The following is a 16,320-nucleotide window of genomic DNA, read 5'->3' on the forward strand; positions in this document are numbered from 1 at the left end:
CCTTACCCGTAGGTAAGATTCAAAACGATAGTTCGTCAACTTGTTTAAGCGATGAGAGGAAATCTTTCGCGTGAACAGCGGCTCAGGCGGGCGCGCGCGCCATCCCCCGGCTGCCCCACCAGTTCAGGCCAAGGATGACGAGGATCAGCGCGACCCCCGCAACCTCGACCCGCAGGTCGGGCCAGAACACCGCGATCACGCCGGGCACAAGCGCCGCGCGCTGCCACAGCGCCATGGAACGCCACAAGAACCCCTCGAGCGTGGCGGCGAAGGCGACCAGCGCGATGATGGCGATCGCCCCGCTCCAGATCACCAGCGGCAGGGGGCCGCCCAGAATGATCTCTTCGTTGAACACCATGAAGAGCGGGATGAGATAGAGGCCCTTGGCGTATTTCCACGCCTGAAGGCTGGTCTCCATCGGTTTCGACCCGGCGATGGCCGCGCCCGCAAAACCCGCAAGCGCCACGGGCGGCGTGACGTTGCTGTCTTGCGAATACCAGAACACCACCAGATGGGCGATCAGGATCGGGATGCCGAATTCCTGCGTCAGCGCCGGACCGACAAGGATGATCAGCACGATATAGGCCGCCGTCACCGGCAGCCCCATGCCAAGGATCAGGCTGGCGATCAGCACCAAGAGCAGCGCCAGCAGCAGGTTGCCGCCCGAAAAGGCGATCATCATCGACGAGAACTTGAGCCCGAGCCCCGTCAGGCCGACGACGCCCACGATGATGCCCGCCACGGCGCAGGCCATGGAGACGGCGACAGCGTTGCGCGCACCCAGTTCCAACGCCTGAAGCGTCAGCGCCACGCCCCGCTGGCACATGGCGACAAAGCCCGCTGCCGTGGGTCCGTTGGCGGCGTAGGTCCACAGCGCCTTGGCTGCCGCCGCCGCAAGAATGGACAGGATCGCGTAAAAACCCACGCGCATGGGCGAATAGCCCGCGACCAGCAGCGCCACCAGCGCCACCAGCGGCAAGAGGAAATGCCAGCCCTCAGCCAAGACCTTGCGGACGCTGGGCAATTCATCTGCGGACATGCCGGTCATGCCCTGTTTCACGGCGGCGATATGCACGAGCAGATAGACCGCCCCGAAATAGAGGATGGCGGGAAAGATCGAGACAAGCACGATGTCGACGTAAGGCACGCGGGTGAATTCCGACATCAGGAAGGCCCCCGCCCCCATCAGCGGTGGCATGATCTGCCCGCCGGTCGAGGCCGCAGCCTCGATCCCGCCCGCCTGCGCGGGACGGTAGCCAAGCCGCTTCATCAGCGGGATGGTGAAGGCACCGGTGGTGACCACATTGGCGATGGCCGAGCCCGAGATGGAGCCCATGCCGGCGCTGGCGATAACGGCGGCCTTGGCCGGGCCGCCGCGCTGACGGCCCGTTGCGGCATAGGCGAGATCGATGAAGAACTTGCCCGCACCGGTGACTTCCAGAAAGGCGCCAAAGAGGACGAAGACGAAGATGAAGGTCGCGGCCACGCCCAGCGGGATGCCGTAGATCCCTTCGGCCCCGAGCGTCATCTGGCTGGCGAGGCGTTCCAGCGAATATCCGCGGTGGTTGAGGATGCCGGGCATCCAGTCGGCGAGGAAGGGCAACTCGCCCCGGCTGCCCGCAAAAGCATAGGCGATGAAACACGCCCCGATGATCGTCATGCCAAGGCCCACGGCCCGCCGCGCGCCCTCCAGCACCACGATCATGGTCAACACGCCCATCCAGACATCGATGTCGCGCGGAAAGACCTGATTGGCGATGATGTCGATGTTGAGCGGCACCCATGCCCCCACCACCACGCCGCACACGATCAGCACCGCGTCGATGGCCCAGCCAAGTGCGCCCCGCGGGCGGTGGCGGCCAAAGACCGGGTAGATCAGGAAACACAGGACAAGAATGAAGCCCAGATGGATGGGCCGCTGAAAGAACAGGCCCAGCGGTTGGAGGCCCGCCGCATAAAGCTGGAACAGCGACAGCGCGATGCCCACGATGGTGATGACGCGCAGCACGATGGCGGGCTGCGGGGCCTCATAGGGGCGCATGTCGACGTCGGGCTCGGTGACCATCAGTTCTCATCTCCTGTCAGGGCGATCCGCACCCGGTCGCGGGGGGCCAGCGCAGACAGCGACACGACCGTGTCGCCGACCTGTAAACGGTGATCGACCTCCGGCCCGCCGGGGCGCAGCACATAGGCGTCACCGGGCACGGGTTCGTCGATATCAAGAATGAAGTATCCGCCCTGCCCGTCCGACACCTGCCGCCCGCGACCGGGGATATGGTCGAGACCCGCGGCGAAATCGGGCAGATGCGTGCGGACCAGCACCATCCGGCCATCGCGGTTCTCATAGCAGTCCGACACTTCGAACCCCTGCACGGAATGATGCCAGAGCACACACCAGCCCGCCCCGACGGGGACGGGCAGGCGCGCAATCTCGGTGCCGTCGGACCGCGTGGCGACCAACTCGCCCGCGGTGGCGGCGTTCGGGCCGGCGAGAAGGAGGAGGGCAAGAAGCCCCCCTCCGATCCCCGGTCTCACGGACGCAGCGCGTCCGGGATGTCGGCGCCGATTTCCTCGTAGTAGCGGATGGCACCGGGATGCAACGGCACGGGGGTCGCTGTCATCGTGAACTCGACGGTGGTCTCGTTGGCCGCCGGGTGGACCGCCTGCAGATCGGCGATGTTCTCGAACATGGCGCGGGTGATCGCATAGGCCAGATCATCGGACATCTCCGAGGACACGACCAGAACGTTCGGGATGCCCAGAACCGTGGTGTCGCCGTCGATCCCGGTGTAGCTGCCGCCGGGCAATGTGGTGACGGCAAAGGTGGCATCGGCCTCGCGCGCGGCGGTCAGCTCGGCCTCGGTCAACTCGATCATGACGATGCTCTGGGTGGTCGCAAGGTTCAGGATCGACGAGGTGGGCGCGCCGACAGACCAGAAGCCCGCGTCGATGTCGCCATTGGCCAGCGCGTCGGCGGTCTCGTTGAAGTTGAGGCGCTGTTCGTCAATGTCGTCATAGGTGATGCCGTTGGCCTGCAAGATCGCATCCGCGTTGACCTCGGTGCCCGAGCCTGGTGCGCCGACGGACACGCGCTTGCCGCGCAGATCCTCAAGCGAGGTGATGCCGCTGCTTTCGAGCGCCACGATCTGCACCATGTTGGCGTAGACCGAGGCCAGACCACGCACCATAGGCAGTTGCTGGCCCTCGAACCGGCCCGTGCCGTTATAGGCCTGCGCGACCGTGTCGGCGAGCGCCAGAGCCATGTCGGCGTCGCCCGTGGCGATCAGGCCCATGTTCTCGACCGAGGCGCCGGTGACTTCGGCGGTGGCCGAATAGCCCTCGACCTGTGCGTTGATGATCTCGGCCAGACCGCCGCCGATCGGATAATAGACGCCGCCGGTGCCGCCCGTGGCGATCGAAAGCTGTTCCTGCGCAAAGGCGGGAACGGCCGTGGCGACAAGCGTGCTGGCCGCGAGAGCCTTGAAGAACGACATGGTTTTTACCTCCCTGAAAGGTTTGTTGTCCGGCTGTTCTAATGAACAAGAGGCCGCGCGCCAAGCCCTTGGGGCGCGCGCCATCCCCGCTCAGGCCACGCGCGCATCCAGATGACCCCGCATCAAGGACAGCACCCGGCGATAGGCGCCGCGATGACGGTTGCGCAGATGGACCGCGCCATAAACCGGCTGGTCGATCTGCGGAGCATCCGCCACGCGCTGGGCCTGCCCTGCGGCCGCAAGCTCCCGCGCGGTGTCGCGGGTGACATAGGTGCTGCCGCCCAAGCCTGTCAGAAGGCCACGGATCACGGCGTTCTGCCCGCTCGACACCGCGCCCACCGACAGCATCGGCAGACGTTCGGCATGGGTTGCGGAAAAGGCCGGGGCGTAGTTGGGCAAGACGTAGGTATCGGACCGGACTTGGGCCAGCGTCGTGGCCTCGGTCGAGACCATGACATAGGCGACCGCGCCCAGCGTCTCGAAATGCAGGTCGGGGTGGGGTTTGGGCGTGTAATGCACCGCCACATCCAGAGCGCCCGCCATCACGTCCGTGCACATCTGCGCGGAATAATCCGCCTCGACATAAAGGGCCGTGCCGGGCAGCGCGTCTTGCAGGGCGGCCACCATGGCCGCGACGCGGTCGCCCAGCAGATCGTGCTGAATGCCGATGCGCATGGTCATCGCAGAACTTCCCGCCGCTTGCACCGATTGGCGCGCGGCCATCCAGCCGCGGCGCAGGCTGCGGGCATGGGGTTCGAACCGCAGCCCTTCGGTGGTCAGCGCGGTGCCCGACCGGCTGCGATCCAGCAAGCGGCAGCCCAGCGCCTGTTCCAGCGCGCCGATCCGCCCCGAGACGGTCGATTGCGTCACCCCCAGCCGCACCGCCGTGCGGTTGAAGCTGCGCGTGTCGCACAGGTCCAGGAAGGTCTCCAGCTGGTCGAAGGTCATGTGTGGCCCCTGATCGGTAAACCTGATCAAAACATATCCCGCAATCGAATTGAACTGTTGTCTGGGGCGGCGAATACTCGGGGCATCACAGGCCGGGACAAGCACATGGCGGAACTGCCGACACAGGCGCGCGTGGTCATCATCGGCGGCGGCGTCGTGGGTGTCTCGGCGCTCTACCACCTCTCGCGCGCGGGCTGGACCGATTGCGTGCTTTTGGAAAAGAACGAGCTGACGGCGGGCTCCACATGGCATGCCGCAGGCAATGTGCCGACCTTCTCGACCTCGTGGTCGATCATGAACATGCAGCGCTATTCGACGGAACTCTATCGCGGCCTCGGCGCGGCGGTGGACTATCCGCTGAACTACCATGTGACGGGCTCGATCCGGCTGGCGCATAGCGACGAGCGGATGCAGGAGTTCGCGCGCGCGCGGGGCATGGGCCTGCATCAGGGCATGACCCTCGACATCCTCGGCCCCTCCGAGATCAAGGCGAAACATCCTTTCATCGAGACCCATGACCTGAAAGGCGCGCTCTACGATCCCGCCGACGGCGATATCGACCCGGCACAGGTGACGCAGGCGCTGGCCAAGGGCGCGCGCGATCTGGGGGCCAAGATCGTGCGCTTTTGCCCGGCCACGGGCGTCAGCCGCGAGAATGGCCTTTGGATCGTGCACACCGATCAGGGCGACATCCGCTGCGAAATCGTGGTGAACGCGGCGGGCTATTATGCGCAGCGCGTGGGAGAATGGTTCAAGCCTTTCGGCGGGCGCACGGTGCCGATGATGGTGATGAGCCACCAATATCTGATCTTCGACGAGGTGCCCGCCGTGCGCGACTGGGCCAAGGCCGCGGGCCACAAGCTGCCGCTTTTGCGCGATGTCGATACCTCCTACTACCTCCGGCAGGAGAAGAACGGCTTCAACCTTGGCCCCTACGAGCGGAACTGCCGGGCGCATTGGACCACGCCCGACGATCCGTTGCCTGAGGATTTCAGCTTTCAGCTCTATCCCGACGACCTCGACCGGCTGTCCTTCCAGATCGAGGATGCGATGGCCCGCGTGCCCGTACTGGCCGAAGCGGGGCTGGCACGCGTCATCAACGGCCCCATCCCCTACACGCCCGACGGCAACCCGCTGATCGGGCCAATGCCGGGCGTGCCCAACGCGTTCGAGGCCTGCGTCTTTACCTTTGGCATCGCGCAGGGCGGCGGCGCGGGCAAGGTTTTGGCCGAATGGGTGACGCAAGGGGCCACCGAATGGGACATGTGGTCATGCGACCCGCGCCGCTTCACGGATTACACCGACCATGACTATTGCGTGGCCAAGGGGATGGAAGTTTACGGCCATGAATATGCGATGCATTTCCCTTGGGCGCGCTGGCCTGCCGCGCCCGATCGCAAGGTCTCGCCGGTCCATGACCGGGTGAAGGCACTCGGCGGCCAGATGGGCGCCTATGCGGGGTGGGAGCGGGCGAACTGGTTCGCAAAAGCTGGCGATGATGTGTCCGAGGCCGCGACGCAGACATGGAACCGCGCGGGCCCATGGGAAGCGCGCATCCGTGAGGAATGCGAGGCGGTGCGGGATGGTGTCGGCGTGCTGGACCTGCCGGGCTTTTCCCGGTTCAGGCTGACGGGCAAAGGTGCGGGCGACTGGCTCTTGGGCAAGATCGCGGGCGGGTTGCCCGCGCCGGGGCGATTGACGCTGGCCTATTTCCCCGACGCGAGGGGCCGGATCGTGACAGAGATGTCGGTCGCCTGCCACGGGCCGGACGAGTTCACGCTGATCACGGCGGCCGTGGCGCAATGGCATGACCTGGAATGGCTGAGGCGCGACCTTGCGCCGGGGCTGTCGCTGACCGACCAGAGCCGCGAAATCTCGACGCTGATCGTCACTGGCCCCGAGGCGCGGCGGTTGATGGAGACCGTGGGCACCGAGGGCGACCTGCATCTGCCATGGCTCAGCCATCAAGACGCCATCGTGGCAGGGCGGCGCTGCTGGCTTGCGCGGGTATCCTTCGCGGGCGAACTGGGGTGGGAAATACACGCCGAAAACGCTGCGATCCCGGATGTTTACGAGGCGATCCTGAAAGCAGGCGCCAAACCCTTCGGCATGTTCGCACTGAACAGCTTGCGGATCGAAAAGGGCTACCGCGCATGGAAGGGTGACCTGTCGACCGATTACAGCCTGTTGCAGGGCGGGCTTGACCGCTTCATCCGCTGGGGCAAGCCACAGGATTTCCCCGGCAAGCAGGCGCTTATGGCCGAGAAACAGGCCGGCGTGACCAAACGCTTCGTCACACTGGTGGTCGATGCCGGCGTGGCGGACGCGCCCTACATGTCGACGCTTTGGCACGGGGGGCAGGTGGTCGGCGAGACGACCAGCGGCGCCTGGGGCTACCGCGTCGGAACATCCATCGCGCTGGGGATGCTGCGCGCCGATCTGACCGCGCCGGGGACCGAGGTGGAGGTCGATATCTTCGGGCAGCGTCACCGCGCGGTGGTGCTGCCTGACGCGCCCCTCTGGGACCCCGCCAACGCGCGGCTGAGGGCGTGAGCATGACCCTTCCAACACATGCCCGCGCGGTGATCATCGGCGGCGGCGTCTCGGGCTGTTCGGTCGCCTATCATCTGGCGAAGCTGGGCTGGACCGACATCGTGCTGCTGGAACGCAAGCAGCTTACCTGCGGCACCACATGGCATGCGGCGGGGCTGGTCGGGCAGTTGCGCGGGTCGCAGAACATGACGCGGCTGGCCAAATATTCCGCCGACCTCTACCTGCGGCTCGAAGCGGAAACCGGCATTGCGACCGGCATGCGGCAGGTCGGCTCCATCTCACTCGGGCTGACCGCCGACCGGCGCGAGGAACTGCTGCGGCAGGCGACGCTGGCGCGCGCCTTCGGGGTCGAGGTGCACGAGATCACCACCGCCGAGGTGCGCGCGATGTATCCGCATGTGGAGGTGGGCGATGTCACCTGCGCGGTCCACCTGCCCGGCGACGGTCAATGCGACCCGGCCAATATCGCCATGGCGCTGGCCAAGGGCGCGCGGATGGCGGGCGCAAGGATCGTCGAAGGGGTGAAGGTGACGCGTGTTACCGACGATGGCCGCCGCGTCACCGGTGTGGATTGGGAGAGCGAGAGCGATACCGGCCATATCGCCGCCGATGTCGTCATCAACTGCGGCGGCATGTGGGGTCGCGATCTGGCCGCAAAATCCGGCGTCACGCTGCCGCTGCATGCTTGCGAGCACTTCTACCTCGTCACGGAACCCATTGACGGGCTTGGGCATCTGCCTGTGTTGCGGGTGCCCGACGAATGCGCCTATTACAAATCGGACGCAGGCAAGATGATGCTGGGCGCGTTTGAACCCCGCGCCAAACCCTGGGGCATGGGCGGCATTCCGGAGGATTTCTGTTTCGACGCGCTGCCCGAGGATTTCGACCATTTCGCGCCCATCCTCGAACAAGCGACCCAACGAATGCCGCTGTTCCAGACGGCGGGCATCCACACCTTCTTCAACGGGCCCGAAAGCTTCACCCCCGATGACCGCTACTATCTGGGCGAGGCGCCGGAACTGGGCGGCTACTGGGTCGCGGCGGGCTACAATTCCATCGGCATCGTGTCCTCGGGCGGGGCTGGCATGGCGCTGGCGCATTGGATCGCGGAAGGCGCGCCCCCCTTCGACCTGTGGGAGGTCGATATCCGCCGCGCGCAGCCCTTCCAGCGCAACCGGCGTTACCTGAAGGAGCGCGTGACCGAGACACTTGGCCTGCTCTACGCCGATCACTGGCCCTATCGGCAGGTCGAAACCGCGCGCGGGGTGCGGCGCTCGCCCGTGCATGAGCACCTTAAAGCCGCGGGCGCGGTCTTTGGTGAGGTCGCGGGATGGGAACGCGCGAACTGGTTCGCCCTGCCCGGCCAGAGCCGCGCATACCGCTACGACTGGCACCGGCAAAACTGGTTGGACAACCAGCGCGCCGAGCATCTGGCGGTGCGGCAGGGCGTTGGCCTGTTTGACATGACATCCTTTGGCAAGATCCGGGTCGAGGGGCGGGATGCCTGCGCCTTTCTCAACCACCTTTGCGCGAACGAGTTGGATGTGGAGGCGGGCCGCGTCGTGTATACCCAGATGCTGAACGACCGGGGCGGCATCGAAAGCGATCTGACCGTCACGCGCCTGTCGGAAACCGCTTTTCTGCTGGTCGTGCCGGGCGCGACGCTCAGGCGCGATCTGGCATGGCTACGCAAACACGCAGGCGAAAGCTTCGTCACCATCACCGACATGACGGCGGGCGAGGCGGTGTTTTGCGTCATGGGACCGAAAGCCCGAGACCTGATGCAGGCGGTCAGCCCCGATGACCTGACGAACGCCGGTTTCCCCTTTGCCACCGCGCGGGAAATCGAGATCGGCCTCGGCCTCGCCCGTGCGCACCGCATCTCCTACGTCGGCGAATTGGGGTGGGAACTCTATGTATCGACCGACATGGCCGCCCATGTCTTCGAGACGCTGACGCAGGCGGGTGCGGATCAAGGGCTGAGGCTCTGCGGGCTGCATGCGCTGGATTCGTGCCGGATCGAAAAGGCCTACCGCCATTTCGGCCATGACATCACCGACGAGGATCATGTGCTGGAGGCGGGGTTGGGCTTTGCCGTGCGCATGCAAAAGCCCGATTTCATGGGCCGCGACGCGGTGTTGCGCAAGCGCGAGACGGGGCTTTCGCGCCGCCTTGTCCAGTTCCGGCTGGAGAACCCGGAGCCGATGCTGTTTCACAACGAGGCCGTGGTGCGCGAGGGCAAGATCGTGTCGATCCTGACCTCGGGCAATTACGGCCATGCGCTCGGCGGGGCCGTGGGGCTTGGCTATGTCCCCTGCCCAGATGAGACGCCCGAGGCCGTGCTCTCCTCAACCTACGAGATCGAAGTGGCCGGGGTCCGGCACGCGGCGCGGGCAAGCCTTGCGCCTATGTATGACCCGCAATCGCAAAGGGTACGCCAATGAGCGTCGAGATCGAAGACAAGCGTGGAAACCGTCGCGGCGGGGGCCGTGCGGCGCGTGTGGCAACCCGCATGGCGCCCTTGGCCGACGATTTGCGCCCGGTGCGGGCGGGGCTATCGGGCGGGCAATACAATCCGCTGACGGAAGCCGGCGTTCTGCGCATCCACGAAGCGGCGCTCGACGCGCTGGAACAGGTGGGGCTGAGCCAAGCGCCCGCGACCGGCGTCGCCGCCATGGTCGCGGCGGGCGCGGTGCAGGGCGACGATGGCCGCCTGCGCTTTCCCCGCGCGCTGGTCGAGGACATGCTCGCCAAGGCCGCGCGCGGCATCACGCTTTTTGGCCGCGACCCGCGCCATCACCTCGACCTGTCGGGCACGCGGGTGCATTACGGCACGGCGGGCGCGGCCGTGAACCATGTCGATCCGGTCACGGGCGATTACCGCCCCTCGACCGCGCGCGATCTCTATGACGCGGCGCGGCTGGCCCATCACCTCGACAACATCCATTTCTTTCAACGCACGATGGTCTGCTGCGATGTGCCCGACCTGATCGAAATGGACCTCAACACGCTTTACGCCTGTCTTGCGGGCACCACCAAGCATGTTGGCACGTCATTCTCGGACCCCGCCGCCGTGGCGCCGGGGATGGAGCTGATCCACCTTGTCGCGGGCGGTGAGGCCGCATGGCGCGAGATGCCTTTCGTCTCGCTGTCCAACTGTTTCGTCGTTCCGCCGATGAAATTCGCCACCGAAAGCTGCGAGACGATGGAGGCCTGCATCCGCGCGGGCATGCCGATCCTGCTGTTGTCGGCGGGGCAAGCCGGCGCGACAGCCCCCGCCCCCATCGCGGCGGCCATCGTGCAGGCGGTGGCGGAATGCCTCGCGGGCGTCGTCTACGTCAATGCCATCGCGCCGGGGCATCCGGCGGTCTTCGGCACGTGGCCCTTCGTCTCGGACCTGCGGTCGGGCGCGATGTCGGGAGGCTCGGCGGAACAGGGTCTGCTGACGGCGGGCTGCGCGCAGATGCACCGGTTCTACGGTCTGCCGGGGGGCGCTGCGGCGGGGATGACGGATGCCAAGCTGCCCGACATGCAGGCGGGTTGGGAACAGGGCATCACCAATGTGATGGCGGGGCTCTCGGGGCTGAACCTCGTCTACGAATCGGTCGGCATGTATGCCTCGCTCATGGGGTTCTGCCCCGAGGGGATGGTGCTGGGCGACGATCTGATCGGGCAGGCGCAGCGCTGCGTGCGCGGCATCGACGTGACCGAGGATGCGGTCTCGCTCGACGTGATGAAGGCCGTGTGCCTTGATGGCGGGCCGGGCCATTATCTGGGCTCGGACCAGACGCTGGCCTTGATGCAGACCGAATACCTCTATCCACAGATCGCCAACCGCATGACGCCCAAGGATTGGGATGGCGCGGGGCGGCCGGATCTTCTGACCGGCGCCCGCCGCCGCAAGGAGACCATCTTGCAGATGGCGCCCCTACAGGTCCCGCCCGAGATCGACCGGGCGGTGCGGGCAAAGGTGGCGATCCGGTTCTGACAGCCGGCGCGCACTGTCACGGCCACTTCATGGGTTCCCCTATAGGGTGGTCCATGTATGATCCGCGCGGAAGCTGGCGCACAGGGGGTCGTCCCCGGCGACCGGCGACGTGCAATCTGCGCGCAACGCACCAGGGAGAACAGACCATGACATCACGCATTCTTTCCGCACCCGCACGCGGCGGCGTTTCCCGCCGTGGCATCTTGCAAGGTGCCGCAGCGCTTGGCGCCGCGGGCCTGATCCTGCCCTATGGCGCGAAAGCCGCCCGGGCCCAGACCCGCGGCGGCACCTTCCGCATCGGCCTTGGCCATGGGTCCACCACCGACAGCCTCGATCCGGGCCTGTGGGACAACCTCTATGTTCAGGTCTTTGCCGCCTCGCGCCACAACCAGCTGATCGAAGTCGGCGCCGATGGCCAGCTTGTGCCGGAAATGGCGACAAGCTGGGAAAGTGCCGATGGCGTGACCTGGGTCTTTGCGATCCGGCAGGGCGTGAGCTTTCATTCCGGGCGCGATGTGACGGTCGATGACGTGGTCGCCTCGATCAACCATCACCGGGGCGATGATGCGACCAGCGCGATCAAGACGCTGCTGTCGGCCATCACCGATGTGCGCGCTGACGGGCAGAATGTCGTCATCACGCTGGAGGCGGCCAACGCCGACCTGCCCTACCTGATGACCGACTATCACATCCCGATCATGCCGGCGGTGGATGGGCGGATCGACCCGGCCTCGACCGACGGGGTCGGCCCCTACATCGTCGAAAGCTACGAGCCGGGCGTGCAGGCCTCGCTCACGCGAAACTCCAACTACTGGAAGGAAAACCGCGCGTGGTTCGACCGGGTGGAAATCCTGTCGATCCTCGACCCGGCCGCGCGCCTGAACGCGCTGATCACCGGCGAGGTGCATCTGATCGACCAGGTCGATCCGGCGACCATCGGCATGCTCGAAGGCCGCAACGTGGCGCGCATCTTGTCGATCCCGGCCAACGCGCATTACGTTTTCCCGATGGATGCGCGCGCGGCCCCGTTCAACGACAACAACGTGCGGCTGGCGCTGAAATACGCGCTTGACCGGCAGGCGATGGTCGACACGATCCTTGGCGGCCATGGCGCGGTGTCGAACGACAACCCGATCGGGCCGGCGAACCGCTATTTCTTCGCCGAGATGGAGCCCAAGGGCTACGACCCCGACCGCGCGCGCTACCACCTGCAGCAAGCTGGGCTCGAGAGCCTCGATGTGACGCTCAAGGCGGCGGATGCGGCGTTCTCGGGCGCGGTCGATGCGGCCTCCATGTTCTCGGAGAACGCGCGGGCGGCGGGCATCAACATCACCGTCGACCGGGTGCCGAACGATGGCTACTGGGACAATGTGTGGATGAAGGAACCGTTTGTGGCCAGCTACTGGGGTGGCCGCGCGGTGGAGGACCACATGTTCACCACCGCCTATGCCTCGGGCGCGGACTGGAACGACAGTTTCTGGTCGAACGAACGCTTCGACGAATTGTTGGTCGCCGCAAGGTCCGAGGTGGACGAGTCCCTGCGCCGTGAGATGTATCACGAGATGCAGCAGATCGTGTCCTATGAGGGTTCGGTCGTCATCCCGATGTACAACAACTTCGTCATGGCGGTCGCCAATGGCGTGGGCACGCCCGAGCAGATCGGATCGAACTGGAACCTCGACGGGTTCCGCTGCGTCGAACGCTGGTGGATGGCCTGACCCATCCGCGCCGCCCGGCCCCTGAAAAGGGCCGGGCGGGATTTCCCCTGACGACAAGGCGGAGGGCGGGGTTCTGGCCAATCTGATCACGATGATCCTGACGCGCATCGCGCTGGGCGTCGGGCTTTTGTTCGTCGTGTCGCTGGTGATCTTCTGGGCGACCGAGCTATTGCCCGGCGACCTTGCCACGCAGCTTCTGGGCCAATCGGCCACGCCCGAGACGGTGGCAGCGTTGCGCGCGCAACTGGGCCTGAACGACCCTGCACCCGTGCGCTACTGGGCCTGGCTGACCGGTGCCTTGACCGGCGATTTCGGCGTCTCGCTGGCCAACAACCGCCCCATCGCCGACCTGATCGGGGCGCGGCTGGGCAATACCGTGTTCCTTGCGCTTTATGCCGCCGCGCTTTCCGTGCCCATCGCGCTGACGCTGGGCATCCTGAGTGCGCTGTGGCGCAATTCGATCTTCGACCGGATGGCCAATGCAGGGGCACTGGGGGCGATATCCCTGCCCGAGTTCTTCATCGCCTATATCCTTGTGCTGTGGCTGGCGCAGACGGGGTTTTTCCCGTCCATGGTGCGGATCAATCCGACGACCACCTTCGGGGACAGGCTCTACATGACCTTTCTGCCCGCGCTGACGCTGACGCTGGTGGTGACCGCCCACATGATGCGGATGACGCGGGCTGCGATCATCAACCTGATGGCCAGCCCCTATATCGAGATGGCGCGCCTCAAGGGGCTGTCGCCGCTCAGGATCGTGCTGCGCCACGCGCTGCCCAATGCGCTGGCGCCCATCATCAACGTGGTGGCCCTCAACCTGGCCTACCTCATCACCGGCGTCGTGGTGGTCGAGGTGGTCTTTGTCTATCCCGGCCTTGGGCAATTGATGGTGGATGCGGTGTCGAACCGCGACATCGCGGTGGTGCAGGCCATCGCGCTGATCTTTGCCGCCGCCTATATCGGCCTGAACCTCATCGCGGATGTGCTGTCGACCATCACCAACCCGCGCCTGATGCACCGGAGGTAGCGCGATGGGTTTCGCCGCCTCCGTGACGCTGGGCCTCGCGGGCCTGTTCGCCCTTGCGTGGGTGTTGCGTGCGGGCGCGCGGGCCCTGCTGACCGGCCACTCCCGCAGCATCGCCAGTGACATGCCGCTGACCGCCGCCTTTGGCCTGCTGGTGATCGTGATCTATGCCTTCGTCGCCATTGCCGCGCCCCTGCTCGCCCCCTTTCCCGAACGCGACATCGTGGGCACGCAGTTCCAAGCGTGGTCGGCGGACCATCCCCTTGGCACCGACCGGATCGGGCGCGACATGCTCTCGCGCCTCATCTACGGTGCGCGCAACACCGTGGGCATCGCCTTTGCCACCACCGCGCTGGCCTTTGTGGTGGGCTCGCTTCTGGGGCTCTGGGCGGCGCTGACGGGCGGCTGGCTCGACCAGATCCTGTCGCGCTTCGTCGATGCGCTGATGGCGATTCCGGCGCTGATCTTCTCGCTCTTGCTGCTCACGATCTTCGGGACGTCCGTCTTGTCGCTGATCCTTGTCATCGCCGCCGTCGACGCCACGCGGGTCTTTCGTCTGGCCCGGTCGGTGGCCCAAGGCATCGTGGTGATGGATTACATCGAGGCCGCGCGCCTGCGCGGTGAAGGCGCGTGGTTCTTGATCCGGCGCGAGATCTTGCCCAATGCCATGGCGCCGCTGGTGGCCGAGTTCGGCCTGCGCTTTTGCTTTGTCTTTTTGTCGATTTCCTCGCTCAGCTTTCTGGGGCTGGGGATCAAGCCACCGACAGCCGACTGGGGCAGCATGGTGCGCGACAACGCCACGCTCATCACCTTTGGCGATGTCACGCCGCTGTTGCCGGCGGGCTGCATCGCGCTGCTGACGGTGGCGGTGAATTTCGTGGTCGACTGGCAGCTCTACCGCGCCTCGGGCCTGCGGGAGGCCACGCAATGACCCGCGAAGTGCTGCTCAGGATCGAGGGGCTGCGGATCGAGGGGCGGTCGGGCGACACATGGTCCGAGATCGTCAAGGGCGTGGACCTGACCTTGCACAAGGGCGAGGTTCTGGGTCTGATCGGGGAATCGGGCGCGGGGAAATCCACCGTGGGTCTGGCCGCGATGGGCTTTGCCCGTGACGGCTGCAAGATCACCGGCGGCAGCATAATGTTCGACGGGATCGACCTGCGCCGGGCCACCGAAGCGCAGCGCCGGGCGCTCCGGGGCAAGCGCATCGCCTATGTGGCGCAATCGGCAGCGGCCAGTTTCAACCCCGCGCACCGGCTGATCGAGCAATACGCCGAGGCGCCGGTGATCCACGGCGTAATGGCCCGCGACAAGGCCGAGAAGGACGCCGTCGACCTGTACCGCAAGATGCAGCTGCCCGACCCCGAGGGGATCGGATTTCGCTACCCCCATCAGGTGTCGGGCGGGCAATTGCAGCGCGCGATGACGGCGATGGCGATGGCCTGTCGGCCCGACCTCATCATCTTTGACGAGCCCACGACCGCGCTGGATGTAACCACGCAGATCGAGGTTCTGGCCGCGATCCGCGACATCGTCAGGCAATTCGACACGGCCGCGATCTACATCACCCATGACCTTGCCGTGGTCGCGCAGGCCGCAGACCGCATCAAGGTTCTCTTGCGCGGGGAAGAGGTGGAAGAGGCCCCTACGCGCCAGATGCTCGATGCCCCGCGGGAGGAGTATACCAAAAGCCTCTGGGCCGTGCGCAGCTTTGCCCGTCCCGTGCAGCCGCCCGCCACCGCAGCGCCGGTCTTGTCGGTGCGGGGCGTGACGGCGGCCTATGGCAAGACCGTGGTGCTGGAGGATGTGAGTTTCGACATACATGCCGGGCGCACTGTCGCCGTGGTGGGCGAAAGCGGGTCGGGAAAATCGACGACGGCGCGCGTCATCACCGGGCTCTTGCCGCCCACCTCGGGCGAGATCGTGTTCGACGGCGCCGCCTTGCCACCGGCGCTCAAGGCGCGCACCCGCAACCAGTTGCGGCAGGTGCAGATGATCTACCAGATGGCCGACACGGCCCTGAATCCCAAGCAGCGCCTGCGTGAGTTGATCGGACGACCGGCGCAGATGTATCTGGGCCTGCACGGCCGCGCGCTGGACGCCCGCGTGCGCGACCTGCTGCATCTGATCGAACTGGACCCCGACACCTATATCGACCGCCTGCCGGGCGAATTGTCGGGTGGCCAGAAACAGCGCATCGGCATCGCGCGCGCGCTGGCGGCCGAGCCAAGGGTGATCATCTGCGACGAGGTGACATCGGCGCTCGACCAGATCGTGCAGGAAGGGATCTTGCAACTGCTGACCCGGCTGCAAGATGAATTCGGGCTGGCCTACATGTTCATCACCCATGACATCGCCACCGTGCGCGCCATCGCCGACGAAGTGGTGGTCATGCAAAGGGGCCGTGTGGTGGACGCGGGCCACAAGACAGAGATCTTCACCCCGCCGCACCAGCCCTACACCGAATTGCTTTTGTCCTCGGTGCCCGAAATGGACCCCGATTGGCTGACCCGGCTGCTCGACAGCCGCGCGTGACGTCCCCGGTTTGGTGCACCGCGGCATGCAATCATGCCGCAGGTCCAGTTTGATCCAGAT

The 16,320-nt window shown here is 66.0% G+C and carries 11 protein-coding genes; 7 read left to right on the forward strand and 4 right to left on the reverse strand.

Annotated features, from left to right (window positions below):
• Nucleotides 1-82: 82 nt before the first annotated feature.
• The 4 genes from C7455_RS10640 to C7455_RS10655 form a co-directional block, all read right to left on the reverse strand.
• Nucleotides 83-2,065 (reverse strand): TRAP transporter permease, encoded by a 1,983-nt coding sequence (locus C7455_RS10640; RefSeq protein ID WP_109668009.1) that lies wholly within the window; start codon nt 2,063-2,065, stop codon nt 83-85.
• The gene (locus C7455_RS10645) at nt 2,065-2,535 is read right to left on the reverse strand and encodes a DUF1850 domain-containing protein (protein WP_245904296.1); all 471 of its coding nucleotides are present in this window, start codon (nt 2,533-2,535) and stop codon (nt 2,065-2,067) included. The genes C7455_RS10640 and C7455_RS10645 overlap by 1 nt, the downstream gene beginning before the upstream one ends.
• Entirely contained in the window at nt 2,532-3,494 is a 963-nt protein-coding gene (locus C7455_RS10650) for a TAXI family TRAP transporter solute-binding subunit (RefSeq protein ID WP_109668010.1), read from the reverse strand. Before C7455_RS10650 ends, C7455_RS10645 begins: the two co-directional genes overlap by 4 nt.
• Nucleotides 3,495-3,584: 90 nt before the next feature.
• Entirely contained in the window at nt 3,585-4,442 is an 858-nt protein-coding gene (locus tag C7455_RS10655; protein WP_109668012.1) for a LysR family transcriptional regulator, read from the reverse strand.
• A 105-nt stretch (nt 4,443-4,547) separates the two neighbouring features.
• On the opposite strand from C7455_RS10655, the gene C7455_RS10660 reads away from it, so the two are divergent.
• From C7455_RS10660 to C7455_RS10690, 7 genes are all read left to right on the forward strand, one after another.
• Nucleotides 4,548-6,995, forward strand: a complete 2,448-nt coding sequence (locus C7455_RS10660) for a GcvT family protein (protein ID WP_109668013.1) — start codon at nt 4,548-4,550, stop codon at nt 6,993-6,995.
• 2 nt (nt 6,996-6,997) lie between these two features.
• Nucleotides 6,998-9,439 carry a GcvT family protein gene (locus C7455_RS10665; RefSeq protein WP_170119056.1) on the forward strand — a complete coding sequence of 814 codons (2,442 nt, stop codon included), beginning with the start codon at nt 6,998-7,000 and terminating at the stop codon, nt 9,437-9,439.
• A complete protein-coding gene (locus C7455_RS10670; RefSeq protein ID WP_109668017.1) occupies nt 9,436-10,983 on the forward strand; it encodes a trimethylamine methyltransferase family protein in 1,548 nt (515 codons plus the stop codon). The genes C7455_RS10665 and C7455_RS10670 overlap by 4 nt, the downstream gene beginning before the upstream one ends.
• 146 nt (nt 10,984-11,129) lie before the next feature.
• A complete protein-coding gene (locus C7455_RS10675; protein WP_109668019.1) occupies nt 11,130-12,701 on the forward strand; it encodes an ABC transporter substrate-binding protein in 1,572 nt (523 codons plus the stop codon).
• A gap of 73 nt (nt 12,702-12,774) precedes the next feature.
• The gene (locus tag C7455_RS10680) at nt 12,775-13,728 is read left to right on the forward strand and encodes an ABC transporter permease (RefSeq protein WP_211315481.1); all 954 of its coding nucleotides are present in this window, start codon (nt 12,775-12,777) and stop codon (nt 13,726-13,728) included.
• Nucleotides 13,729-13,732: 4 nt separating this feature from the next.
• Nucleotides 13,733-14,656, forward strand: coding sequence for an ABC transporter permease (locus C7455_RS10685; RefSeq protein WP_109668022.1), 924 nt, complete (start codon nt 13,733-13,735; stop codon nt 14,654-14,656).
• Nucleotides 14,653-16,260 (forward strand): ABC transporter ATP-binding protein, encoded by a 1,608-nt coding sequence (locus C7455_RS10690; RefSeq protein WP_109668024.1) that lies wholly within the window; start codon nt 14,653-14,655, stop codon nt 16,258-16,260. The genes C7455_RS10685 and C7455_RS10690 overlap by 4 nt, the downstream gene beginning before the upstream one ends.
• The last annotated feature ends 60 nt before the right edge of the window (nt 16,261-16,320 follow it).

Origin of the sequence: Roseicyclus mahoneyensis, from assembly GCF_003148775.1 — a bacterium.
In the GTDB taxonomy this organism is placed as follows: domain Bacteria; phylum Pseudomonadota; class Alphaproteobacteria; order Rhodobacterales; family Rhodobacteraceae; genus Roseicyclus; species Roseicyclus mahoneyensis.

Bases quoted from the DNA above. Each gene is read 5' to 3' on its own strand.
- C7455_RS10670 (WP_109668017.1), top strand. From the start codon at position 9,436: ATGAGCGTCGAGATCGAAGACAAGCGTGGAAACCGTCGCGGCGGGGGC.
- C7455_RS10690 (WP_109668024.1), top strand. From the start codon at position 14,653: ATGACCCGCGAAGTGCTGCTCAGGATCGAGGGGCTGCGGATCGAGGGG.
- C7455_RS10650 (WP_109668010.1), bottom strand. From the start codon at position 3,494: ATGTCGTTCTTCAAGGCTCTCGCGGCCAGCACGCTTGTCGCCACGGCC.
- C7455_RS10675 (WP_109668019.1), top strand. From the start codon at position 11,130: ATGACATCACGCATTCTTTCCGCACCCGCACGCGGCGGCGTTTCCCGC.
- C7455_RS10665 (WP_170119056.1), top strand. From the start codon at position 6,998: ATGACCCTTCCAACACATGCCCGCGCGGTGATCATCGGCGGCGGCGTC.
- C7455_RS10640 (WP_109668009.1), bottom strand. From the start codon at position 2,065: ATGGTCACCGAGCCCGACGTCGACATGCGCCCCTATGAGGCCCCGCAG.
- C7455_RS10685 (WP_109668022.1), top strand. From the start codon at position 13,733: ATGGGTTTCGCCGCCTCCGTGACGCTGGGCCTCGCGGGCCTGTTCGCC.
- C7455_RS10660 (WP_109668013.1), top strand. From the start codon at position 4,548: ATGGCGGAACTGCCGACACAGGCGCGCGTGGTCATCATCGGCGGCGGC.
- C7455_RS10655 (WP_109668012.1), bottom strand. From the start codon at position 4,442: ATGACCTTCGACCAGCTGGAGACCTTCCTGGACCTGTGCGACACGCGC.